The sequence below is a fragment of the Streptomyces sp. NPDC002520 genome (assembly GCF_053595235.1).
On sequence record NZ_JBSFXG010000022.1, the window covers coordinates 1 to 23,321 of the forward strand.

A 23,321-nucleotide genomic window follows, 5' to 3' on the forward strand; every position below is an offset into this window, starting at 1 on the left:
TGACCACAGAAGTCGGATGCTTCCGGCGGCATGAGTGCTCACCTGCTGGCGGCTACGGCACCGAGTCTCTCCGACCCGGCAAGTCCCATTAGGCGGCCGACAACGTCGAAGCTGTGCTCCAGAGTGACCGTCTCGCCGATGTGGCGGGTCAGTTCGTGGCCCGCCTCGTCGTACGCGAAGTCGATGACCCGGCCTGACGCCACCATGCGGGTGCGGCGGCCTCCGGCGTCGTACGACCACGTGGTCGCGGCCCCCGTCGGGGTCGTGCGGCCCGTGCGGCGACCCGAGGTGTCGTAGGTGTAGGTCAGGGTGCGGTCGGTGACCGTTTCCGAGCGCAGGCGGCCGTAGCGGTCGCGGAGGAGGGTGAGGGTGGTGCCGTCGGGGCCCACGGCTTGGGCGAGTTGGTCGGTCAGGTCGTAGGCGTACGTGGTCACCTGGCCCGCGGCGTCCTTGCGGAGCACCTGGCCCAGCTCGTTGCGGTCGAAGGACACCACCTCGCCGACAGCATTCCTGCGCGACCTCAGGCGACCCGCCGCGTCGTGCGTGTACGTCAGTGTGCGGTCGTCGAAGTCCGTCTCCACCACCAGGCGGCCGGCCGCGTCGTACTCGTACGTCCACGTGAGGCCCTGCGGATTGGTGACCTTGGTCAGGCGCAGTTCCGTGTCGTGGTCGAACTCGTAGCGGACTCCGTCCGGACCGGTGCGCGCGGTGAGCAGGTCGAAGTGGGTGTACTCGAAGAGGGAGACGCCGCCGAGTGGGTCGGTGTGGGTGGTGCAGTTGCCCTCGCCGTCGTACGTCCAGGTCTCGGTCGTGTCGTCGGGTGCAGTGCGGCGGGCCAGGTGCCCCTCGACCGTCCACTCCAGGCGTGTCGTGGCGCCCGTCGGGTCGGTGATGGTGATCGGGCGGCCGAAGGCGTCCCGTTCGTAGCGTGTGACCGCGCCCAGCGGGTCCGTCAGCTCCAGTGGGAGGCCCGTGCGGTCGCACACGACCGTGGTCGTGTTGCCCAGTGGGTCGGTCACGGACGTCAGGTGGCCGGCCTCGGTGTAGGCGAAGCGGGTGGTCTGGCCGGCTGGGTCGGTCACGGATGTGCGGTTGCCGCGTTCGTCGTAGGTCTGGCGGATCGTCGTGCCGTCAGGGTTGACCACCTTTTCCGGGAGGCCGAGGTCGTTGTATTCAGCCCTCGCCTCGCGGCCGTCCGGGCGCACGACAGAGGTCAGGTTGCCTTCGTCGTCGTAGCGGAACGCCGTGGTGTGGCCCAGCGGATCCGTCTCGGAGAGCAGACGGTTGTAGCGGTCGCGGCTGTAGCTGGTGGTCGCGCCGAGTGGGTCGACTTCAGCGACCACCTGCAGGGCGTCATTCACCAGATAGCGCCGGCTGTGGCCCTCGCCCGTCGTGGCTGTCGTGGTCCGCAGGCCGGTCGTCGGATCGCGGTCCTCGTAGGACAGACGCATGACCATGTGACCTGCGGGGCCGCCTTGGGCCGTGCAGCGATCCTTCTCGTCGTACTCGTAGGCATAGCTGCGGTTGTTCGTGTCCGTCCACGAAATCACGCGACCGGGTTCGTCGTAGGCGAAGCGCATTGGCAGGCCGGAGGAGTTGATGACCTCCGTGAGGTTGCCGTCCGTGTAGCCGTAGCGCTTCAACTCCTCGCCGGTAGCAGCGAGATGGAGGGCTGTGATCCGGCCGGAATCCGTTGTGACGCCGATGCCTTGGCCGCTGCTGGAGACGACGGCGAGCGGGGTGCCCTCCGCGTCGTACTCGAAGGTGATCCAGTTGCCGTTGCGGTCGTCTATCTGTTCCAGGACCGCCAGGCCTTCGCCCCGGTCGGCGAAGTGACAGGTACGGCGGGTGCGGGGGTCGGTGATGGTGTAGCCGTCGTCGACGCGGTCCAGGGGCAGGCGGGGGCCGTGGCTGGGGAGGGTCGGCAGGCCCGGAGCCGGGTGCGGATACGCCAGGAGCAGGCCGTCCTCCGTGACGAAGACGACTCCCTCCGTGTCGATCTCCAGGCGCTGGTCCAGGGTGGACGACCAGGACGGGCCGAACCAGCGGCCCAGGCGGTAGCCGGACTCCACTCGCCGCTTGAGGACCAAGGGCAGGACGCCGGGGAGAGTGACGTCCGTCTGCGGCAGGTACATCTTGCCGCTGGCGACGTCGACCGGGTCGCCGCATTTGTGTGCTGCGTTCTCCTGGCGGGAGCTGTCCTGCGGACCCTCGTTCACCTTGTCCCGAGCGGCCTGCGGCGGCGTCTCCCCGGCGCCCGCTCGTGCCTCGCGCTCCGCTGCCGCCTTCGCCGCGTTCTCGGTGGCCAGCCGCTGCTCGGCTGCCGCTGCCTTTACCTCGTTCACCTCCATGCCGATCCCGTCGGTGAAGGCCACCTGGGGCACGAAGCGCCCGCCGAACTCGGACGGGTCTTTGGCGAAGTCCTGGAGGGTCTGCTTCACGGTCCGTTCGGGATGCGTGGCACTGGAGACCAGGCCCGCCAGAGTCATGACCTGGTGCTGCAGGGCCTCGGCGGGGTGGGTGAGGTTGTAGGGGTCGAGGGGGTTGACGGCGCGCGCGGTGCCGATCAAGGTGGCCGAGCCCTTGATGAGGCCGCCGCCGAAGTGAAGGATCTCCGTGTTGGCGGCGCCGAAGCCGTCGGACGCGTCTGCCTTCAACTGGGCCAGTGGGGGTGGCTCGGCGGGGGCGTGGGTGAGGGCCTCCTGGACGGACTTCGCGGCGTCGGCTGCGGCGTGGTTGCGCTGCTTGCGCGCCTCGCCGAGGATCTCGTCCGCCAGCTTGAGGGCGGCGGCGCCGGGGTCGTCGAATTCGCCGGGGGCCGGGCCGGGGTCCTTGTCGCCCGAAGCGACAGCGGCCTTGTAGGCCTCGACGCGCTTGCTGTACGAGGCCTTCCCCTTCTCGGAGTCGTCCGCGCCCTTCTTGTACAGGTCGATTGCGGTCCGGGCCTCACCCTGCGCCCAGGTGACGGTCTCGGCGTACGTCTCCAGCGCGGTGGCCGCCGTGTGGCAGGCGTCCGCCGCGTGCAGCCACTTGACCGGGTGCATGCCGAACTTCTTGCGGAAAGCCTCGGCCGCCTCGCCCTGCCAGTGCGAGGAGTCCAGCTTCCGCATGCCCTGGCCGACGTTGTCGAAGGCGGTGTGGAAGTCCTTCAGGTGCTTGGCGGTGGCCAGGATGTCCTTGGCGTTGCCGTGGATCAGGTCGGTCGGGTCGTCGCTCTGGCCGAGTTGCTGCTCGCCCGGTGTCGCGCCCAGGTCGGAGGCCCACCCGTCGCCGAGGTCCCTGACCTTGTCCGCGTAGCCGTGCGCGCCGACCTTGTCGAGGGTCCCGCCGACGATGTCGGTTCCCTCGTCGACCGTCTCGCCGAGCAGTTTCTTGCCGCCGTCGACGACGTGCCCGGCACCGCTGACGATGGAGTTGGTCAGGTCCCCGAGCCCCATCAGCCGGCGCTCCCGTCCTGCTGCCCCTGCTCAGCGGCCTGGGCACGCTCCTCGGGGGACGGCCCCCATATCCCGTCCAGTATCCGGCTGTAGTCGTCGCCCGCTCCGGCCGCCCGGGTCATGTTGTCCACGCTCACTCCCGGTATCCCCGGCGAACCGGTCATCGCGTCACGTCCGGCGTCCTTCAGGCTCTGCTTGCTGTTCTGCCACGCCTCGTCGAAGGAGTCCTTGCTGAAGTCGGGGTGGGTGAGGGCGTCGGCGCTGCTCTGGGACAGCTGGGACCAGCTCATCTTCGAGACGTCGTCCTCGGAGGCGTACGGGTTGCCCACGGCCGAGTTCACGCCGATCTTCAGCGCGTCGCCGATGTACTGGTCCGTCTCGTGCATCGTGCCCGCCGACAGCCCCACGTCCTCCGCGAAGGTGTTGCCCTCCGCCACCAGGGCGCGCACGCCCCACTCCCAGCGTTCGCAGAACGACGTGAACTTCGCCGTCAGGTCCTCATGGCCCAGTTGGAGTCCGGACAGCTCCAGGTTCGAGAAGCCCCGGCCCACCCCGGCCAGGCTGTCGATCCCCAGCTCCTTCAACTCGGCCAAGGTCTGGGTGATGCCCCGCGCGATCTGGTCGAGCCCCGTGTAATCGATGCCATTGCGGCCTTCGTTCCCGCTCACTCCGCTCACTCCGCCGACTCCCCGTCCCTCACGTCGACCGCCGCCGAGTCCGGCACGATCCCGCTCACCGGCGGGAACAGCACACCCTCGTCCCCACTGGCCGCGTCCAGGGCCACCCCGCACGGCACCCCCACAGCAGGGACGCAGGCGTCCAGCAACCTGGCTCCCAGCACCCGCTGGTACGCCCACTCCCGATCGCCCTCACCCCTCGCGATCGCGAACCGGGCCAGCGCGGACTCGTTCGAGAAGGCCAGGATCCAGCGGATACCGTCGCGGTCGGCGGTCAGCGGGGTGTCGTCCGCGTCCAGGGGTACGAGTACTGCCGTACGGCGGAACAGGCCGAGGAGGACTGCGAATTCACGGCGCCCTCTTGTGATCGCCTCACCATCGGAGGAGCGGGAAACCGTGGCCGGCCCGGGAGGTGTGTCCGGTGTCTCCGGTGTCTCCGGTGTGTCGAGTGTCTCCGGTGTCTCCGGGACCGACATCTCCGCGTACTCCGCAAGCCGCGACCTGCGCATGTCTTCCGCCCGGCCGGTCTCACCCCCGCCATCAGCCATGACCCGGATCATCACACCGGCACATTGCGGGGTGCAACGCGGCTCTCCCCTGCCGGAGGGCCTTTGGCCGAATGTTTCCATTCGTCTCGACAGGCCACGCACACGGCAACGCCCGGACCCCCAACAGGGCCCGGGCGTCCTCACGCCGAGATGTTCGAGATGTTCTCGATGTTCTCGATGTTCTCGATGTTCGAGATTTTCGTGACGTTCACGCGACACCCGCTACGGCAGCCCGTGCACATGCGCTCCCACCGAGTTCGACCACGCGTTCCCGGCCGCCGCGTCCCAGTTCGTCGACCAGGTCATCGCGCCCCGCAGGTCGGGGTAGGTCCTGGAGGGCTTGAAGGAACCGCAGCCCGTGCCCTTCGCGAGGCAGTCGAGGGCGTTGTTCACCACCGTCGGGGAGACATAGCCGCTGCCGGCCCCGCTGGTGGAGGCGGGGAGGCCCAGGCCGACCTGGGACGGGGAGAGGCCGCCTTCGAGCTGGATGCAGGCGAGGGCGGTGAGGAAGTCGACCGAGCCCTGTGAGTACACCTTGCCGTCGCAGCCCAGCATGGAACCGCTGTTGTAGTACTGCATGTTGACGACCATGAGGATGTCCTTGATGTTCAGGGCCGTCTGGAAGTAGGAGTTCGAGGTCGACTGCATGTCGATCGTCTGCGGGGCCATCGTGATGACGAGCGAGGCGCCGGCCTTCGCCGACAGCGACCGCAGGGCCTGCGTCATGTACGTCGCGTTCAGGCCGTTCTCCAGGTCGATGTCGACGCCGTCGAAGCCGTACGTCTGCATCAGGAAGTACACCGAGTTCGCGAAGTTCGTCGCCGACGCGGAGTCGTTCACCGACACCGTGCCGTTCTGGCCGCCGATCGAGATGACGACCTTCTTGCCGGCCGCGTGCTTGGCGGCGATGTCCGCCTTGAACTGGTCGACCGTGTAGCCGCCGAGGCCGGCCGAGTCCAGGGAGAAGCTGACGGCGCCCGGTGTGGAGGTGGCGTCGGCGAAGGCGACCGCGATGATGTCGTAGGCGGACGGGACGTCCGAGATCTTCTGGACCGTCGCGCCGTTGTTGAAGTTCTGCCAGTAGCCGGTCACGGCGTGCTTGGGCAGGGTGCCGCCGCCCCCTCCGCCGCCGGACGAACCGGTCGTGGCCGTCACCGCCGTCGACCTCGGCGACTCACCCGCCGAGTTGGTCGCCGTGACCTGGAAGGAGTACGACGTCGTGGCCGCGAGGCCGCTGACCGTCGCCGAAGTGCCGGTCACCGCCGTCACCTTCGTGCCGTCGCGGTAGACGTTGTAGCCCGTCGCGCCCGACACCGCGGACCAGGACAGGGACGCCGACGAGGCTGTCGTGCCGGTGACCGTCAGGCCCGCCGGTGCCGAGGGGACCGTCGGGGCCGGGTCGCCGCCACCGCCGCCGTCGGGGCCGTAGACCGAGATGTCGTCGGCGTAGTAGGCCGCCTGGCCGTACCAGCCGTGCGTGTAGACCGTGACCGAGGTCGTCGACGCCCCGGTCGTGAAGGTCGTCGAGAGCTGCTTCCAGGTCGCCGAGTCGGGGGTCCAGGTCGAGGTGTCCGTCGTGCCTGTGCCCGTCACGCCGAGGAAGGAGTAGCCGCCCTGGACCCATGCGCTCAGCGTGTAGGTCGAGTTGGGCTTGACGGCCACCGACTCGGAGCACTGGGCGTTGTCCTGGCCGGCCGGAGTGGCCTTGAGGGCGGCGGCGCCGCCGTGCACGGGAGAGGAAACCGTCGTGCCGCTGCCCGCCGTGCAGGTCCAGCCGGTGAGGCCGGACTCGAAGCCGGCGTTCTTGGCGTTGTTCACGTCCGCCGCGGAGGCGGGGGCGGCGGCGAGGCCCGCCAGGGAGAGGGCCAGGGCCGTCGCCGCCGACCATGTGCGGATTCGTCCTCTGCGTCTGGGCATGCCTGATACGCGGTCCACTGGGGCCTCCGGTGGGGGAGTGGAGTCTGTGGGGAGAGGGGGAAGACGAGGGAAGGGTGGGGAAGGGTGGGGGAGGGTGGGGGAGAAGGGGAAGAGGGAGGGAGCAGGGGGAGCTGTGGCAGCGAACGGCGGTGGTCACCGTTGCGTCCAAGTTGGTCCAGACCAATCCTGGTGTCAAGAGGTTCAGACCAAGGTTGTTTCCGGCTGCCCGCTCAACCTGTCCGGTTTTGCCGGGAGTTGTGACCAGAGGCTTCCACAAGAGCTGCACAAACGCTGTTCTCCGGTCATAGGGGCCTGGATACAGTGCTCAGGGAGTCACGCAATGAAGTCACCCAGGCGCACTGGGATCGCACCGGTGGGCCGGAGGGCGTGAAGAGCGGGGAGCTGCGCGTGCCAACTGCCGTTGCCGTGACGAGTGCCGACCTGGCGTTGCCGGCGCAGGACGACCGGACCATGCCCGGCGTCGTGCTGCGCGACCTCGACCAGCGCCCGCTGGAGCAGACCCTCGCCGAAGTCCACGCCCTGACCGAGCATCACGGGTACCTGGTCGTCGTGTGCTCGCAGGCCACCCCGGAGAGCGTCGTACGACGGCTGCACACCCTGCGCTCCCTGCTGGAGAGCGACCGGATCGCCCTCTTCCGGCCCGAACTGCCCCCGCTCGGCGTCGCCGTCCTTGCCCGGCAGCTGCGGCAGCTCGCCTCCTGTGACCTCAGTCCGGGCGTGCTGGCCTCGGCGGGACGGCTGCTCACCCACTACATCCACGCCGGTGCCGTCCTCGGCTCGGTCGCCCGCCTGGACCGGGTGCCGGTCGGACTGCGGACGCACGCCAAGTCCTGGGTGCCGGGCAGCCAGTTCGCCGTCGCCGCCCACCCCGAGCCGCAGCTCGTCAGGGTCGCCCCCGGCGCCACGCTCAAGGGGCCCGAGTTCAGCACCTGGATGCTCGTCGCCAAGGGGCAGTTGCAGAGCGAGTGGATCGCCGGCCTCGCCAAGGACTGGAACGTGCACGGGCTGCGCGAGACGCCGCTGCCCGCCGAGTCCCCCGTGTGGTGGGGGACCGGCAGACTCGTCGAGTACTGCAGTCACCTCGCCGACCTCTCCGTCCTCTACCAACTGGTCACCTCGGTACGGCAGTCCCGCTGCCACTGGTGCGGCCTCGACGTCATCGGCGACCGCTGTGTCTTCTGCTCGGCCACCCCGCCCGTGCGGGAGCGCCCCGCGCCCCGCGCACTGGAGCAGCGAACGCCCGCCTGAATCCGCGAATCCCGATCCGCGCGAAGCCCGATCCGCGTGAACACGACTCACATCCCGCTCGACCGATTCCCCCAATGAGGTTGCACGGTTCATGAACTCCCGTCAGCGCCGCGGCGTGATACTCCTGATCCTGTCGGTCCTGTGTGCTCTCGGCGCGTTCGCCGGCGTGCTCTCCGTCGTCCATGACGTGCAGTCCAAGGTCGGCCCCGAGGTCACCGCCTACCGGGTCAGGTCCGACGTGAAGCCCTACACCGCGCTGGACACCGGCCAGTTCGAGAAGATCGAGATGCCCCGGCGGTGGCTGTCCGGCAACGCCGTCACCGATCTGAGCCAGATCCGGGGCAAGATCGCCGTCACCACCCTGCGCTCCGGCTCCCTGCTCCAGACCGACATGATCGTCGACCGTCCGGCCCTCCAGCCCGGCCAGCAGGAGGTCGCCATCATGATCGACGCGGCGACCGGTGTCGCCGGCAAGATCACCCCGGGGTCGCGGGTCAACGTCTTCGCCACCTTCGCGGGGAAGAAGGACGCCGACCCCGACCAGTCGAAGATCATCGTCACCGGCGCCCGTGTCCTCGACGTCGGCCGGATCACCGCCCTGGACCCCGACAACAGCAAGAACCAGCAGCCCACCGAGGCCGTCCCGATCACCTTCGCGCTGTCCACCCTCGACGCCCAGCGCATCACCTACGCCGAGTCCTTCGCCCAGCGGGTCCGGCTGGCGCTGGTGGCCCCAGGCAGCGAGACCAGCGTGCCGGACAAGGACCGCACGTACGAACTCGCGACGGACAAGTGAGAGGCGGCCCGCATGCCCACCAGGATTCTCCCGGCCGGCGCGGACCCTGACGCCGTCCGCGCCCTCACCACGCTGCTCGGCCAGCTCCCCGACGTCGAACCGCAGCCGCCCGTCACCGACTCCACCCAGCTGGTCGACTTCCTGGCCCACCTCGCCGCCGAGTCGGTCGAGGAACTCCCCGAAGTGGTCGTCGTCCATGAGCGCATCGGACCCGTCCCGGCACTGGAGCTGGTCCGCGAGGTCGCCCTGCGCTTCCCGGCCGTCGGCGTCATCCTCGTCACCTCCGACGCGAGCCCCGGCCTGTTCGCCGCCGCCATGGACTCCGGTGCCCGCGGCCTCGTCTCGCTCCCGCTGTCGTACGAGGAACTCGCCCACCGCGTGCAGGCCGTCGGCCAGTGGTCCACCGGCATGCGCCGCCACCTCGGACACGGCACCTCGGACGCCCTCGGCGGCGCCGGCGGCAGGGTCGTCACGGTCAGCGGCGCCAAGGGAGGCGTCGGTGCCACCCTCACCGCGATCCAGCTCGCGCTCGCCGCGCAGGCCTCGGGCCTCACCACCGCACTGGCCGACCTCGACCTCCAGTCCGGCGACGTCGCCTCCTACCTGGACGTCCAGTTCCGCCGCTCGGCCGTCGACCTCGCCGCCATCACCGACATCTCCCCGCGCATCCTCGCCGAGGCCGTCTTCCGTCACGACAGCGGCCTCGCCCTGCTCCTCGCCCCCGCCGAGGGCGAACGCGGCGAGGAGGTCACCGACCGCGCCGCCCGCCAGATCATCGGCGCCCTGCGCTCCCGCTACGAGGTCGTCGTCGTGGACTGCGGAGCCCAGCTCACCGCGGCGAGCGCGGCCGCCGTGGAGACCGCCGACACCGCACTGCTCGTGACCACCCCCGACGTGGTCGCCGTACGCGCCGCCAAGCGGACCGTGCGCATGTGGGACCGGCTGCAGATCCGCAAGGCCGAGGAGACCACCGTCGTCGTCAACCGGCACACCCGCAGCACGGAGATCCAGCCGGCCCTCGTCCAGCGCATCACCGGCACCGCCCTGGCCCGCACCGCGATACCCGCCAACTTCAAGGAACTCCAGGCCGTGGTCGACGCCGGGCGCCTGCACGAACTCGACAGCAGGAGCACGGTGAAACAGGCCCTGTGGAGCCTCGCCGGGGAACTGGGGCTGGTGCGCGCGGCCGAGGGGACGTCCCACCGCGCCGGCGTACGACTGCGCGGCGAGCGGGGCACGGCCGGCTTCCGGCGGCGGAAGGAGTGAGGGCGCGATGAAAGGAGTCAGGGGCGGGGAGCGGGGTCAGGGGCTGCTGAGACGCCTGCGAGGCCGCCGGGACGACCGGGGGCAGGTGGCCGTCGAGTTCCTGGGAATGACTCCGCTGATCGTCCTGACCCTGGTGCTGATGTGGCAGTGCGTGCTCGTGGGGTACGCGTACACGCTCGCGGGGAATGCCGCGGACGAGGGGGTGCGGGCGGGTACGGCGGCGCACCGGGGGGAGCGGTTCGGCGTCTGCGAACAGGCCGCGCTGAAGCACCTGTCGGGGGCGTGGCGGGGAGGGGCCAGGGTGGAGCGGTGCGGTGGCACCGGTTATGTGACGGCGGACGTGGCGCTGAAGGTCCCCGTCCTCTTCCCCGGCTCGATCGACTTCCCCGTCACGGTGCACGGCCACGCCGGCGCCGTGGAGGAGGTGAAGGACTGAGATGCCGTACACGCCGTCCGTGCCTTCCACACCGTCCGTGCCGTGCACGTCGCACCGTCGTCGCCGCGATGTGCCGCACCGCCGTCGCCGCGACACGGGCCAGGTCGCCATCGAGTACCTCGGGTTCGTGCCCGTCCTGCTGATCGTCGGGCTGGCCGGGTTCCAGATCGGGGCCGTCGCCTACGCGGCCGAACAGGCCGGTACGGCGGCCAGGGCCGGGGCGCGGGCCGCGTCACTGGAGCAGTCCGCCCAGGAGGCGTGCGCACAAGCCGTCAGCGGGGGCCTCACGGTGACGTGCGCGTCCGCGCCGGGCGCCGACTCGGTCACCGTCACCGCCCGCGTCTCCATCCCCTCGATCGTCCCCGGCTGGCACTTCGACCCCGCCGAGAAGACCGCCACCATGCCCCTCGACCACTGACCGGGACGACCGCCACCATGCCGCCCTCGACCACCGACCGGGACGACCGCCACAATGCCGCCCTCGACCACCGACCGGATGACCACCACCATGCCGCCCTCCACCACTGACCGAGGAGAAGCGAACCCATGAGCCTGCGGGCACGCATCAACACTCCGGAGGAGCAGGGCGGCCGGGGCGAGGACGGGCATCTGGTCACCGCCTACCGGGCCAAGCTGCTGGAGGAGATCGACCTCGCGGAGATGAGTTCGCTGGCCGCCGCCGAGCGCCGCTCCCGGCTCGAGCGGGTGCTCGGGCACATCATCAGCCGCGAGGGCCCGGTGCTGTCGACCGTCGAGCGCGCGCAGCTCATCCGCCGGGTCGTGGACGAGGCGCTGGGCCTCGGCATCCTGGAGCCGCTGCTGGAGGACGCGTCCATCACCGAGATCATGGTGAACGGACCGGACGCGATCTTCGTCGAACGCGGCGGCCGCGTCGAGCAGTTGCCCCTCCGGTTCGCGTCGGCGGACCAGCTGATGCAGACCATCGAACGGATCGTGTCGACGGTCAACCGCCGGGTGGACGAGTCCAACCCCATGGTGGACGCCCGCCTTCCCTCCGGCGAGCGCGTCAACGTCATCATCCCGCCGCTGTCCCTGACCGGGCCCATCCTCACCATCCGCCGCTTCCCGCGCTCCTTCACCCTCCAGGAACTGATCGGCTTCGGCTCGCTCGACGAGCACATGCTGTTCCTGCTGGCGGGCCTGGTACAGGCGAAGTTCAACATCATCGTCTCGGGCGCCACCGGCACGGGCAAGACGACCCTGCTCAACGCCCTCTCCGGGCTGATCCCCGCGCACGAGCGGATCATCACCATCGAGGACTCCGCCGAACTCCAGCTCCAGCAGACCCACGTGGTCCGCCTGGAGGCCCGGCCGCCGAACGTGGAGGGCAAGGGGCAGGTCACCATCCGCGACCTCGTCCGCAACTCGCTGCGCATGCGCCCCGACCGGATCGTCGTCGGCGAGGTCCGCGGCGGCGAGTCCCTCGACATGCTCCAGGCCATGTCCACCGGCCACGACGGCTCCCTCGCCACCGTCCACGCCAACAGCGCCGAGGACGCCCTCACCCGTCTGCAGACCCTCGCCTCCATGTCCGACGTCGAGGTGCCCTTTGTCGCCCTGCACGACCAGATCAACAGCGCCGTCGACGTCCTCGTCCAGCTCACCCGGTTCGCCGACGGCGCTCGCCGCATCACCGAGGTCGCGCTGCTCGACAGCCACGGCGGGGAGCCGTACCGGCTGGCGACCGTGGCCCGGTTCGCCGCCGAGCCCATGAGCCCCGACGGCCGCGTGCACGGCACCTTCGCGCACTTCCCCCTGCCGCGCCGTACCGCCGACCGCCTCTACATGGCGAGCCAGCCCATCCCGGGGGCCTTCGGCGTCGCCCACTCCGCGGACCAGCTCGCCACCCGAGAAGCCAGGTAGGTAGGTCACCCCATGGAACTGAACACCGTCGCCCGGCTCACCACCGGCATCGCGCTGCTGACCTGCGTCCTGGCCGTCGTCGGCGTGCAGGTCTACGCCTCCGGCCGCGCCCGCCGCGCCGCCCTCATCGACCGCCTCTCGCACACGGGACCCGCGCCCGACCCGGGCCGCCGGCGCCGCTTTCGCACCCTGGACCGGCGGCTGCGCCGAACCGCACTGGGCCGCAAGCTGGAGCTGAGGCTGGCGGCGACCGGCCTGGACGTCACTCCGGGCGAGTTCTTCGCCTACATGCTCGCCGTGGTCGCCGCCCTCTGGATCGTCGGCCAGGCCACCCTCGCCCCCTTCTTCGGCCCGCTCGCCGGCCTGCTCGGCGTCTGGGCGGCCGTCCAGTTCCTCAACTGGCAACGCCAGAAACGCATCGAGCGCTTCATCGGCCAACTCCCCGAACTGGCGCGCATCCTGGCCAACGCCACCCAGGCCGGCCTCGCCCTGCGCACGGCCATCGGCATGGCCGCGGAGGAGATGGAGGCCCCGGCCGGTGAGGAACTCGCCAAGGTCGCCGACCAGTTGACCATCGGCCAGTCCATGGAGGACGCCCTCGGTGCACTCGCCGACCGGCTGCCTTCCCGCGAACTCGTCGTCCTCGTCACGACCCTGGTGCTCTCCAACCGCGCCGGCGGCCAGGTGGTCTCGGCCCTGCGCAACCTGACCGAGACCCTGGAGGAGCGCAAGGAGACCCGGCGGGAGATCCGCACCCAGCTCTCCCAGGTGACCATGACCTCGTACGCCGTCCCCGTCCTCGGTGTCGGCGCCCTCTTCCTGATGAACGGTGTCAAGGACGGCGCCCTGGACCGCATGACCGGCTCACCGATCGGCCAGGCCTGCGTGGTCATCGCGTTCGCCATGTACGCCGTCGGCTTCGTGCTCATCCGCCGGATGAGCCGGATCGACGTGTGAGGGGGCCGCTCCGATGATCGCTGTGTTGCTCGCCCTGCTGATGGGCCTCGGTGTCTGGGGCGCCTTCGCCGGCGTCCGGATGTACCGCGCGGACGCGAAACTCCCCGGCGACCTCGCCATCGCCCTGGAGGTCGGCGCCACCCGCACGGGCGCCGCGAACTCCCTGATCGACCGCATGGGCATGCGCTACGCCCCCATGGTCCTGCGCCTGATGGGCCCCCGCCTCGTCGCGAGGTACCGTCGCAGGATCGACCTCGCGGGCAACCCCGGCGGCCTGACCATCGACCGCTACGCCGCCCGGCGCGCGGTCTACGGCGCCCTCGGCGGCGTCGGCTTCCTGGTGTTCCTGCTGCGCGGCCAGTGGTTCGTCGCCCTGCTTCTGCTGCTGTTCGGGGCGTTCTGGACGGAGGTCGGCATCTGGTCGGCGATCCGCGTCCGCAAGGACGTCATCGAGCGGACCCTGCCGGACTTCCTGGACGTCCTCGCCGTCGTCGTCAGCGCGGGCCTCGGCTTCCGCCAGGCCCTCGACCGGGTCGCCTCCCGCTACGAGGGCCCCTGGGCAGACGAACTGCGCATCACCCTGCGCCAGATGGACCTCGGCATGAACCGCCGCCAGGCCTTCGCGGAACTACGCCGCCGCAACGACTCCGAGCAGGTCGCCATGTTCGTGACGGCACTCCAGCAGGGCGAGGAACTGGGCGCCCCGATCGTCGACACCCTCGTCTCCCTGGCCAAGGACATGCGCCGCACCGACGCCCAGAACGCCCGCCGCAAAGCCGCCCGCGCTGTCCCCAAAGCCACCCTGATGATCACCACCTTCATGGTCCCGGCCACGATGCTGCTGCTGGGCGCGGGCCTGATCCTGGGCTCGGGCCTGGACTTCGGCTCGCTCACGGGGAAGTGAGGGGAGGGGAAAGCAGACATGGTGCCGACGACGCCGTTCCGGGGACGGGCGGCCGGGGAACGTACTCGCATGGCCACACCCCGCCTGGTGGCTGGCAGCAGACCTGGCCTCGCGTACGCAAACGCCGAATTCGCCATAATTTCAACGCACTTCCCGGATGGTTCTTCACGAATGCAACCAGATGTGGGACAGTCGTCGTCATGCCGGTCGCGGTTCCGGCCGAGCAGGGGGGAGGCGGAGATCATGGACTTTGTCGCAGCAGGCGAGGACGATCAGGAGATCACCGCCACCTGCTGCATCAGCGACGTGACGTGGCGATGGTTTTCGGCCGGGCCCCGGATTTGGGCCCAAGAACCCTCTGGTCTTCCGGGCATTCCCGCATACGTTTTTCACGAGACTTCTCCCGAGCCTTGCGAGCACAGCGCGCAACGATCGCCGGACACCAGAGGGGAACACCATGAGCAATTGGATCAACTCCACGGTCGCGTACCTGAAGACCCGAGTCGCCCGCGACGACCGGGGACAGACCGCGGTGGAGTACCTCGGCATCATCGCGGTGGTGGTGGCGATCGTGTTGGCGATCACGGGTACGAGCATCGGTCAGACGATCTTCGACGCGATCACGCAGAAGATCTCCGAAGTGACCGGCATCTGACCCACCAGCGCCGACTGGGGGACGTAGGGCAGGCCTTCCCCATCTACATCACGGTGGTGGCAGGTCTGCTCTTTCTTGCGCTCGCCTATCTCGCCGTGGGGCAGGCCGCGGTCAATCGGAGCGGCGCCCAGACGGCGGCCGACGCGGCGGCACTGGCCGCAGCACAGAACAGACGCGACCAACTCGCGGGGAAATGGGTGGAGGACATCCTGGACCCGACGCAATGGCAGGACATCTTCGACGGCAAGGTGCCACTCGGACCGTCGTGCTGGCGGGCCGATCAACTGGCCGCTCAGAACAACGCACGGGCGCAGTGCGACTCGCCGGGTCCGCTCACCTTCACCGTCCGGGCCGAGACCAACAAGTCCGTCGGACGTTCGGTCGTCCCCGGTACCGAGAACTTCAAGTCGAAGGCGTCCGCCAAGGCCGTCATCGAGCCTCTCTGCACCTTCGAACTCCCCGGTGAGGGTGGAGACGGCAAGGCGCTGCCCCGACTCACCTGCAAGGACCGGGACTGGGAACTGAACCCGGACGATCTAGCCGATCTCCCAGGGCCCCAGGATCTCTTCGACGTCCACCTGGCCGACTGACAACGTGCAAAGAAGGAAGCAGAACCATGAGGATTCGGCTCACTGGGAAGGCCAACAGGGGGTTGGTCGCGTTGACGGTGGCGGCCGGCCTGGCCCTGGGCGTGGCCGGCTGCGGCGGTGGAGGGGACGACGCCAAGAAGCCGGAACGTTCAGCGTCCTCGCCCACGTCCCGTGGATCGGACTCGAATACTCAGGAGGGTCAGTCGGACGGGCCGCTGGCCGAATTGAAGGGTTCGGACGGACTGTTCCTTCAGATCACCTCCGCTCAACGTGACTCCGGTGGCTTCATCACCGTGAACGGCACTCTCAGGAACGACGGCGCGAAGGGCGTCGTCATCCCGTCCGCCTTGAGCGGGAACGAAACGGAGATCATCCGGAACGGCAAGTCCCTGGGGGGCGCCACGCTGGTCGACCCTCACGGGAAGAAGCGATACTACGTTCTGCGCGACACGGACGGCCGGCCACTGACCACGACGGGCTTCTCGACCCTCAGGTCCGGTGAGAATCTGGCGGTGTTCATGCAGTTTCCGGCACCTCCGGTGAGTACGGCCGAACTGGACTTCCAGTTGCCGACGTTCCCGAGCGCCACCATCCAGATCTCAGGGTGAGGCCGACGTGACCACCAGATCCCGCCTCACCCTCACCGTGGCCACCGCCGCCCTCCTCGCAACCACCCACCTCATCCCGGCCCACGCCGACGACACCGACCCCAGCGATCCCCCTGGCACCGAACCCTCCGCCGCCGCCCCCGTGAAGATCGACCCCACCGACCCGGACCTGAAGCTCCCCGAAGGTGCCACGCTCGCCGCGCCGAAGGTACTGGACATCAAGTCGGTCGTGGAGGACCAGAGCGGGGACGAGCGCAGGGAGGACACGAACGCCGACGTCACGTTCGCCCTGCAGGCCGAAGTCCTCTTCAGCAAGGACAGCGCCAAGCTCAGCGGAGCGGCAAAGGCCCGTATCGCGACGATCGCCGAGGAGATCGGGAAACAGCACGCGACCCAGATCCGCGTCTTCGGCTTCACGGACAACCTCGGCACCTCGGCCCACGGAGACGTCCTCTCCAAGCAGCGCGCCAACGCCGTACAGGCCGTCCTCGACCAGGACCTGAACAACCCGGGCATCACCTTCGAGGTACGCGGCTACGGCGAGCAGTACCCGATCGCCGACAACTCCACGGAAGCAGGCCGGAAGAAGAACCGCCGGGTCGAGGTCACCTTCCCGCGCACCGGGCAGTGAGCCACCGGCAAGGGCGCCGGTGAAGCCGCCGGCCCAGCCCCTACTGCCGTTCGACCACGACCCGCGCCCCCGGGACCAGGCCCCACCCCGCCATCGCACCGGCATCCGCCTCCAGCACATGACGGGCGCGGATCCGGGGCAGGCTCAGGCGGCCCGGCCTCATCGTGCGGACGGCGATCACGGTGAGGCCGCGGTCGAGGTAGGCGACGTCGATGGGGATGCGCATACGGAAGGTGTGCACGCTGTTCGCGGGGGAGAGGAGCATGGCGCCGTCGATCCCGTCACGGCCCAGCAGCCCTTTGGTACGCGCGCGATACGACGCCGCGATCTCCAGGGGGACGGTGACGGCCTCCGCCCCTTCGCCGGCGTTGACCACCAGCGTTCCGCACCCGTCCCGCCACCGAGCCATCCCCACCTCACCCCACCCGATCCCGTTCCCGGCTCCCGCTTCGGTCTCCGCGGTGTCCGTACCCGTACCCACGTAAACGTGTTGTCCCACCCGTCCCGGCGCACTAGGAAGGCCTCATGACTGGACTCGGTGTCGTATTCCGTCCTCAGCTTCCTCCCGAGCGGCTCCGTGCCGTCGCCCGACTCGCGGACGCGGTGGGGCTGGAGGAGTTGTGGCTGTGGGAGGACTGTTTCCTGGAGGGCGGGGTGTCGGCGGCCGCCGCCGCGCTCGCCTGGACCGAGCGGGTGCGGGTCGGGATCGGGCTGCTGCCCGTGCCGCTCAGGAACGTTGCCGTCACCGCGATGGAGGCCGCTTCCCTGGAGCGGATGTTCCCCGGCCGGGCCGTCCTGACCGTCGGGCACGGCGTCCAGAACTGGATGGGACAGGTCGGCGCGCGGGCCGCCTCGCCGCTGACCCTCCTCGGTGAGCATCTCGACGCGCTGCGCGCCCTGCTGCGCGGGGAACGGCTCAGTGTGCGCGGCCGGTACGTCACCCTCGACGACGTCGGCCTGGACTGGCCCCCGGCCGGCCCGCTGCCCGTCCTCGCGGGCGCCACCGGACCTCGTACCCTCGCCCTCTCCGGCGCCCGCGCCGACGGCACCCTGCTGACCGCCGCCACCTCGCCGGACGGCGTGCGGCGGGCCCGCCGGATCATCGAGGAGGCGCGGGCGGAGGCGGGGCGGAGCGAACCGCACCGGGTCGTCGTCTATCTGCTGGCCGCCACGGGACCCGACGCGGCCGCCCGGCTGCGTGCCGAACTCGCTGCCGAGGGGCTGGAGTCGGTGCCTGACCTCGGTGTCGCGGGGGACGCGGACGCCGTGGCGAAGGCGGTGCAGCGGATGGCCGACGCGGGCGCCGACACGGTCGTCCTCCAGCCGACGGCGGACGAGCCCGACGTGGAGGGCTTCGTGCGCTTCGCCGCCGAGGAGGTCCGGCCGCTGGTGGCGTAGCACGTCATGATCCGTGCGTCGGGGCGTTGTCAGTGGCGGGTGCCACACTCCCCGTATGACCGAAGCACACAGTGATGTGAGTCTGCGGAACGTGGTGGAGGACGACCTTCTCGTCCTCCACGCCTACGAACAGGACGAGGAAGCCGTCCGCCGGTCGAAGTTCACCCCCCGGCCGAAGGACGCCTTCCTCACGCACTGGCGCGAGCGGGTGCTCCCCGACCCCGACTGTCTGTCACAGACGGTCATCGTGGGCGGGGAGGTGGCCGGGAACGTCGGGTCGTGGACGGCGGAGGGCGGGCGGCGGTTCGTCGGGTACTGGCTGGGGCGTGCGTACTGGGGCTGGGGCGTCGGCACCCGGGCCCTGGGCCTCTTCCTGGAACTGGATGCCGTCCGGCCCCTGTACGCCGACCCGCACTCCGGGAACACCGCGTCCGTCGCCCTGCTGGAGAGACACGGCTTCGAGCGCGTCAGCCTGGACGAGGACGGGCACGTGCTGCTGAGGCTCGCCTAGGAGGGCCCTCAGCCGGCGACCGTGGGCGGCGGGTCGCCGGTCGCGCCGTCGATCAGTTCGCGCACGATGTCCATGTGGCCGGCGTGCCGCGCGGTCTCCGTGAGCATGTGGACCAGCGTCCAGCGCAGGGACACCTGGCTGTCCTGCCACGCGGGGCGGCCGGTCGCGTCCAGGGGCAGCTCGGTGATCGTACGGTCCGCCGCCGCGCGGGCACGGCCGTAGAAGGCGATGATCTGCTCGGTCGTCTCGTCGACGGTGACGGACATGTCCTCTCCCTCGTACGGGTCGAACCACAGCGGTTCCGGTTCGCGGCCGAAGGTCTCCACGAACCAGCCGTACTCGACCGAGGCGAGGTGCTTCACCAGGCCGAGCAGGCTCGTCCCGGTGGGGGTCAGCGGCCGGCGCAGTTGCTCGTCGTCCAGTCCGTTCAGCTTCCACAGCACGGCGTCCCGGTGCCGGTTCAGGCTCGCGTGCAGGGTGTCCTTCTCGCCGGCGGTGCGGCCGGTCTCCGCGTTCGTCATGGGCGCGGAAATTAGCAGGTACCGCCGACAACGTCCTGGGACGATGACACGTATGACTGGTGAGCGCACGTTCGAGGACCTGGTGGCCGAGGGGGCCGCCGTGCCCACCGAGGGGTGGGATTTCTCGTGGTTCGAGGGGCGGGCCACCGAGGAGCGGCCCTCGTGGGGGTACGCCCGGTCGGCGGGGGAGCGGCTGGCCCGCGCCGAGGCCGCGCTCGACATCCAGACCGGGGGCGGTGAGGTGTTCGACTTCGCACTGGCCACGGCCGCCCCGGCCCGCCCGCAGCTGCTCGCCGCCACCGAGGGCTGGCCGCCGAATGTGGCCAAGGCCACCGCGCTGCTCCGGCGGCGCGGAGTCGTGGTCGTCGCGGCCCCGGACGACGCGCCGCTGCCCTTCGCCGACGAGGCCTTCGACCTGGTGCTCAGCCGGCACCCGGTGAGCCCGCACTGGGCGGAGGTCGCACGGGTGCTGCGGCCGGGCGGCACGTACTTCGCGCAGCACGTCGGGCCGAGCAGTGTCTTCGAGCTGGTCGAGCGGTTCGTCGGCGCCCAGTCCGACGCCGTGCGCAATGCCCGGCACCCCGACCGCGAGCGCGCCGGGGCGGAGGCCGCCGGACTGGAGGTCGTGGACCTGCGGGCGGAGCGGCTGCGGATCGAGTTCCACGACATCGCCGCCGTCGTCCACTTCCTGCGCAAGGTGATCTGGATGGTCCCCGGCTTCACGGTCGAGGCGTACGAGCCCCGATTGCGCGACCTGCACGAGCGGATCGAGAAGGAAGGTCCGTTCGTGGCGCACAGCACCCGGCATCTCTTCGATGTCCGAAAGCCGGCCTCCTAGCGACTCGGAGGCCGACTCCGTCACGGTGCGGAGGCATGGCCTCCGACGAATGGGGTGAACATGGGCGAATCGACCATCTGTTCACTCACAGTTCACCTGGGGTTTCCATATCGTTATCCTCTGCGGTTCACTTCCGCCTCACTCGTCACGTAGGTTCAGACCAAGGTGATTCGCGCCAGCAAAGCTGCGCGGGTGGCATCGCGCAGTGGAGGGGGCTGCGCGGTGCTGTGATCTCCGTGAATCCCGTAGCGGAACGGTCAAGTCGTCGTTCGCTGACCGGGTCGCCCGCCGGAGGGACCCGAGGACAACTCGCCGAACGGTCACCAGGACGGCCCAAACTCTCTCGATCCCTCTCGTTCCGCCCGGATTTCCCGGGAATCCGCTGTGAACAAGCCATGAAACGCCCCTGAACGCAGCGTTCCGCGTGCACCGGGACGTCGCCGGGCGACTCCGCTGAGTAGTTGTGCCGCGCCGATGCACGCACCATCCCTTACGAAGGGTTATGGTGGAAACCCCCCCTCGGGCCGGTCCGTCTCCCCCCCACGGACCGGCCCGTTTTTTCATGCGGCCCAGAAGCGTGCATCATGCGGAACCGCGAGGCACCCGCCGGCCGTCCCCACCTGGAGGGGCACCGCCCCCGCTCCGAGGGGCGTGGGACCGCGTTCGGCACACGGCCTCCGCCGCGTGGGTACGGCCGGCCCCCGCCGGGCCCCCACAGCGCCCGCGTGAACACCCGAACCGCGCCCCGTACCCCTACCCCGGCCGAGCCCCCGGCAGGGGTACGCTTCAACCGCCGCTCAACCCCCGGAGGGTCCCGTGAACCTGCGCGACAAGCTGCGCGGCCTGCTCGTCAGGCTCTACGCACGCCGGGTGGAAGGCCACCTCGACCACGCTCAGGTGCCCAAGCACATCGGCGTCATCATGGACGGCAACCGCCGCTGGGCGAAGGCCGCCGGCTCCACCACGGTGCACGGCCACCGGGCCGGTGCCGAAAAGATCGAGGAATTCCTCGGCTGGTGCACCGAGACCGAGGTCGAGGGCGTCACCCTGTGGCTGCTGTCCACGGACAACTTCGACCGCCCGCAGGAGGAGCTGGTCCCGCTCCTCGGCATCATCGAGGACGTCGTCCGCACCCTCGCCGCCGACGGCCGCTGGCGGGTGCACCACGTCGGCACCCGCGACCTGCTGCCGTCCGGGATGCAGCGCACCCTCAAGGAGGCCGAGGAGTCCACCGCCCACGTCGACGGGATACTGGTCAACGTGGCCATCGGTTACGGCGGTCGGCAGGAGATCGCCGATGCCGTGCGCTCCATGCTCCTCGACGCCCGGGACAGGGGCGTCTCGATGGAGGACCTCGCCGACTCCGTCGACGTCGACATGATCGGCCGTCACCTCTACACCGGTGACCAGCCGGACCCGGACCTCGTCATCCGCACCAGCGGCGAGCAGCGGCTGTCCGGTTTCATGCTCTGGCAGACGGCCCACTCCGAGTACTACTTCTGCGAGGTCTTCTGGCCGGCCTTCCGCAAGGTCGACTTCCTGCGCGCCCTGCGTGACTATGCGGCGCGCCACCGCCGCTACGGAGGCTGAACTGCACGGGAGCCCCGCGCCCGCCCGCTGTGGAACCCGCCCCGAACGCCCCGCCGCTCACCTCTGAGGCGGGGCGTTCCATATACCCCTCTTGGGGCGGATGTAACAAGGAGTTCACCGGGGCGCCGATGGCCGCTTTTGCATGGCAGTGCATGTTCGAGGGCATAAGCCAAGCAGGTCGATGCCCGAACCACGGGCATCGGATCTCAGCGGGCGGCACGTGGCCGTCCGCCCGGGAGGCCCTTTGCACCAGCCCGACCGTGCGGCCACTGCACGGAAGCAGCCGCGGAGGGCCGGTGTCCGGCCCGCCCGACGCGGGGGCCAGGGACCGGCCGCAATGCCTCGACCCTCCCGGCCCGGCTTCCACTTCGTCGCTCCCCGACCTCATCCGAGGGGGTACGTCCTTCCGTGGTGACCAGCACAAAGCGCCACAAGCCAGACCGGCGCACCTATGTTCTCGACACCAGCGTCCTGCTGGCCGACCCGAAAGCCCTGACCCGCTTCGACGAGCACGAGGTCGTGCTTCCGATCGTCGTGGTCACGGAACTGGAGGCCAAGCGGCACCACCCTGAACTCGGCTACTTCGCCCGCCAGGCCCTGCGCCTGCTGGACGACTACCGGGTGAAGCACGGTCGCCTCGACGCCCCCATCCCGATCGGGGAACTGGGCGGAACCGTCCGTGTCGAGCTCAACCACTCGGACCCCAGCGTGCTGCCCACCGGCTACCGCCTGGGGGACAACGACTCCCGCATCCTCGCGGTGGCCCGTAATCTGCAGGCCGAGGGGTACGACGTCACCGTCGTCTCGAAGGATCTTCCGCTCAGAATCAAGGCCTCCTCCGTCGGCCTGCTGGCCGAGGAGTACCGCGCCGAACTCGCCATCACGGACAACTCCGGCTGGACCGGAATGTCCGAACTGACGCTCCCCGGCGAACAGGTGGACATCCTGTTCGAGGTCGGGCACGTGTATGTGCCGGAGGCCTCCGACCTCCCGGTGCACACGGGACTGACCATCCAGTCCGAGCGCGGCAAGGCGCTCGGCCGCGTCACCGCGGACGGCAACGTCCGCCTGGTGCGCGGCGACCGGGAGGCGTTCGGCATCAAGGGCCGCAGCGCCGAGCAGCGCGTCGCGCTGGACCTGCTGCTCGACCCGGACGTCGGGATCGTCTCGATGGGCGGCAGGGCCGGCACCGGCAAGTCGGCACTCGCGCTGTGCGCGGGCCTGGAGGCGGTTCTGGAGCGCCGTCAGCACCAGAAGGTGATGGTCTTCCGGCCGCTGTACGCGGTGGGCGGGCAGGAACTGGGCTATCTGCCGGGCAGCGAGTCCGAGAAGATGAGTCCCTGGGCCCAGGCCGTCTTCGACACGCTGTCGGCGGTCACCAGCCGCGAGGTCATCGAGGAGGTCACCGCGCGCGGGATGCTGGAGGTGCTGCCGCTCACCCACATCCGCGGTCGCTCGCTGCACGACGCGTTCGTGATCGTGGACGAGGCGCAGTCACTGGAACGGAATGTCCTGCTGACCGTTCTGTCTCGAATCGGCGCCAATTCGCGGGTGGTTCTCACGCATGACGTGGCACAACGGGACAATCTGCGAGTGGGCCGCTATGACGGTGTGGTCGCCGTCGTGGAGAAGCTGAAGGGGCACCCGCTCTTCGCGCACGTCACCCTGACGCGCTCCGAGAGGTCCCAGATTGCGGCGCTTGTGACCGAAATGCTGGAGGACGGCCACATCTGATGGGCATCCGCCCCTGATGCGGCGCTTTTTGGCGCCGTCCGGCAAAGGCCAAGAGCCTATCCGGGCGGCGCCTCGGCATGTGGAACTTTCCTGAAATCCCCAGGGGCAAACAGGATGTGAGCTTTCACACGCAACACAGAATTGCCACGCGGCG

The 23,321-nt window shown here is 69.9% G+C and carries 23 protein-coding genes; 17 read left to right on the top strand and 6 right to left on the bottom strand.

Annotated features, from left to right (window positions below; genetic code table 11):
- Positions 1 to 38 precede the first annotated feature (38 nt).
- The 4 genes from ACWD5D_RS27105 to ACWD5D_RS27120 all read right to left on the bottom strand — a co-directional run bounded on the left by ACWD5D_RS27105 (position 39) and on the right by ACWD5D_RS27120 (position 6,579).
- The gene (locus ACWD5D_RS27105; protein WP_451375357.1) at positions 39 to 3,437 is read right to left on the bottom strand and encodes a putative T7SS-secreted protein; all 3,399 of its coding nucleotides are present in this window, start codon (positions 3,435 to 3,437) and stop codon (positions 39 to 41) included.
- Positions 3,437 to 4,105 carry a hypothetical protein gene (locus tag ACWD5D_RS27110; RefSeq protein ID WP_451375358.1) on the bottom strand — a complete coding sequence of 223 codons (669 nt, stop codon included), beginning with the start codon at positions 4,103 to 4,105 and terminating at the stop codon, positions 3,437 to 3,439. Before ACWD5D_RS27110 ends, ACWD5D_RS27105 begins: the two co-directional genes overlap by 1 nt.
- A 5-nt stretch (positions 4,106 to 4,110) precedes the next feature.
- A complete protein-coding gene (locus ACWD5D_RS27115; protein ID WP_451375359.1) occupies positions 4,111 to 4,662 on the bottom strand; it encodes a hypothetical protein in 552 nt (183 codons plus the stop codon).
- A gap of 222 nt (positions 4,663 to 4,884) precedes the next feature.
- Entirely contained in the window at positions 4,885 to 6,579 is a 1,695-nt protein-coding gene (locus ACWD5D_RS27120) for a chitinase (RefSeq protein ID WP_451375360.1), read from the bottom strand.
- 408 nt (positions 6,580 to 6,987) lie between these two features.
- Between ACWD5D_RS27120 and ACWD5D_RS27125 the strand changes: the two genes are divergently transcribed.
- The 12 genes from ACWD5D_RS27125 to ACWD5D_RS27180 all read left to right on the top strand — a co-directional run bounded on the left by ACWD5D_RS27125 (position 6,988) and on the right by ACWD5D_RS27180 (position 16,575).
- Positions 6,988 to 7,848 (top strand): hypothetical protein, encoded by an 861-nt coding sequence (locus ACWD5D_RS27125; protein ID WP_451375361.1) that lies wholly within the window; start codon positions 6,988 to 6,990, stop codon positions 7,846 to 7,848.
- Positions 7,849 to 7,939: 91 nt separating this feature from the next.
- Positions 7,940 to 8,644 carry a Flp pilus assembly protein CpaB gene (gene cpaB, locus ACWD5D_RS27130; RefSeq protein WP_451375362.1) on the top strand — a complete coding sequence of 235 codons (705 nt, stop codon included), beginning with the start codon at positions 7,940 to 7,942 and terminating at the stop codon, positions 8,642 to 8,644.
- 12 nt (positions 8,645 to 8,656) lie between these two features.
- Positions 8,657 to 9,910 (top strand): AAA family ATPase, encoded by a 1,254-nt coding sequence (locus tag ACWD5D_RS27135; protein ID WP_451375363.1) that lies wholly within the window; start codon positions 8,657 to 8,659, stop codon positions 9,908 to 9,910.
- Between the two features lie 7 nt (positions 9,911 to 9,917).
- On the top strand, positions 9,918 to 10,346 hold the full coding sequence (locus tag ACWD5D_RS27140) for a TadE family protein (RefSeq protein WP_451375364.1): 429 nt from the start codon (positions 9,918 to 9,920) through the stop codon (positions 10,344 to 10,346).
- Positions 10,347 to 10,416: 70 nt separating this feature from the next.
- Positions 10,417 to 10,764, top strand: a complete 348-nt coding sequence (locus tag ACWD5D_RS27145; protein ID WP_451375485.1) for a TadE/TadG family type IV pilus assembly protein — start codon at positions 10,417 to 10,419, stop codon at positions 10,762 to 10,764.
- 128 nt (positions 10,765 to 10,892) lie between these two features.
- Positions 10,893 to 12,230: a CpaF family protein gene (locus tag ACWD5D_RS27150; RefSeq protein WP_451375365.1), complete on the top strand. Its 1,338-nt coding sequence runs from the start codon at positions 10,893 to 10,895 to the stop codon at positions 12,228 to 12,230.
- 12 nt (positions 12,231 to 12,242) lie between these two features.
- Complete coding sequence (locus tag ACWD5D_RS27155; protein ID WP_451375366.1) at positions 12,243 to 13,187, top strand: type II secretion system F family protein; 945 nt, start codon at positions 12,243 to 12,245, stop codon at positions 13,185 to 13,187.
- 16 nt (positions 13,188 to 13,203) lie between these two features.
- The gene (locus ACWD5D_RS27160) at positions 13,204 to 14,091 is read left to right on the top strand and encodes a DUF5936 domain-containing protein (RefSeq protein WP_451375486.1); all 888 of its coding nucleotides are present in this window, start codon (positions 13,204 to 13,206) and stop codon (positions 14,089 to 14,091) included.
- Positions 14,092 to 14,548: 457 nt separating this feature from the next.
- On the top strand, positions 14,549 to 14,746 hold the full coding sequence (locus ACWD5D_RS27165) for a Flp family type IVb pilin (RefSeq protein ID WP_451375367.1): 198 nt from the start codon (positions 14,549 to 14,551) through the stop codon (positions 14,744 to 14,746).
- On the top strand, positions 14,743 to 15,336 hold the full coding sequence (locus ACWD5D_RS27170) for a pilus assembly protein TadG-related protein (RefSeq protein WP_451375487.1): 594 nt from the start codon (positions 14,743 to 14,745) through the stop codon (positions 15,334 to 15,336). The genes ACWD5D_RS27165 and ACWD5D_RS27170 overlap by 4 nt, the downstream gene beginning before the upstream one ends.
- 26 nt (positions 15,337 to 15,362) lie before the next feature.
- Entirely contained in the window at positions 15,363 to 15,944 is a 582-nt protein-coding gene (locus ACWD5D_RS27175; RefSeq protein ID WP_451375368.1) for a hypothetical protein, read from the top strand.
- 7 nt (positions 15,945 to 15,951) lie between these two features.
- A complete protein-coding gene (locus ACWD5D_RS27180) occupies positions 15,952 to 16,575 on the top strand; it encodes an OmpA family protein (protein WP_451375369.1) in 624 nt (207 codons plus the stop codon).
- A 40-nt stretch (positions 16,576 to 16,615) separates the two neighbouring features.
- On the opposite strand, the gene ACWD5D_RS27185 is transcribed toward ACWD5D_RS27180, so the two are convergent.
- Positions 16,616 to 16,984, bottom strand: a complete 369-nt coding sequence (locus ACWD5D_RS27185; protein WP_451375370.1) for a DUF192 domain-containing protein — start codon at positions 16,982 to 16,984, stop codon at positions 16,616 to 16,618.
- A 116-nt stretch (positions 16,985 to 17,100) separates the two neighbouring features.
- On the opposite strand from ACWD5D_RS27185, the gene ACWD5D_RS27190 reads away from it, so the two are divergent.
- A complete protein-coding gene (locus tag ACWD5D_RS27190; RefSeq protein ID WP_451375371.1) occupies positions 17,101 to 17,973 on the top strand; it encodes an LLM class flavin-dependent oxidoreductase in 873 nt (290 codons plus the stop codon).
- A gap of 55 nt (positions 17,974 to 18,028) precedes the next feature.
- On the top strand, positions 18,029 to 18,484 hold the full coding sequence (locus tag ACWD5D_RS27195; RefSeq protein WP_451375372.1) for a GNAT family N-acetyltransferase: 456 nt from the start codon (positions 18,029 to 18,031) through the stop codon (positions 18,482 to 18,484).
- Positions 18,485 to 18,492: 8 nt separating this feature from the next.
- Here ACWD5D_RS27195 and ACWD5D_RS27200 read toward each other — a convergent pair whose 3' ends face one another.
- Positions 18,493 to 19,005, bottom strand: coding sequence for a DinB family protein (locus tag ACWD5D_RS27200; protein ID WP_451375373.1), 513 nt, complete (start codon positions 19,003 to 19,005; stop codon positions 18,493 to 18,495).
- A gap of 52 nt (positions 19,006 to 19,057) precedes the next feature.
- Between ACWD5D_RS27200 and ACWD5D_RS27205 the strand changes: the two genes are divergently transcribed.
- The 3 genes from ACWD5D_RS27205 to ACWD5D_RS27215 all read left to right on the top strand — a co-directional run bounded on the left by ACWD5D_RS27205 (position 19,058) and on the right by ACWD5D_RS27215 (position 23,167).
- Positions 19,058 to 19,843, top strand: a complete 786-nt coding sequence (locus ACWD5D_RS27205) for a class I SAM-dependent methyltransferase (protein ID WP_451375374.1) — start codon at positions 19,058 to 19,060, stop codon at positions 19,841 to 19,843.
- 816 nt (positions 19,844 to 20,659) lie between these two features.
- Entirely contained in the window at positions 20,660 to 21,433 is a 774-nt protein-coding gene (locus ACWD5D_RS27210; RefSeq protein WP_451375375.1) for an isoprenyl transferase, read from the top strand.
- A 408-nt stretch (positions 21,434 to 21,841) separates the two neighbouring features.
- Positions 21,842 to 23,167, top strand: a complete 1,326-nt coding sequence (locus ACWD5D_RS27215) for a PhoH family protein (protein WP_451375376.1) — start codon at positions 21,842 to 21,844, stop codon at positions 23,165 to 23,167.
- Positions 23,168 to 23,321: the final 154 nt, after the last annotated feature.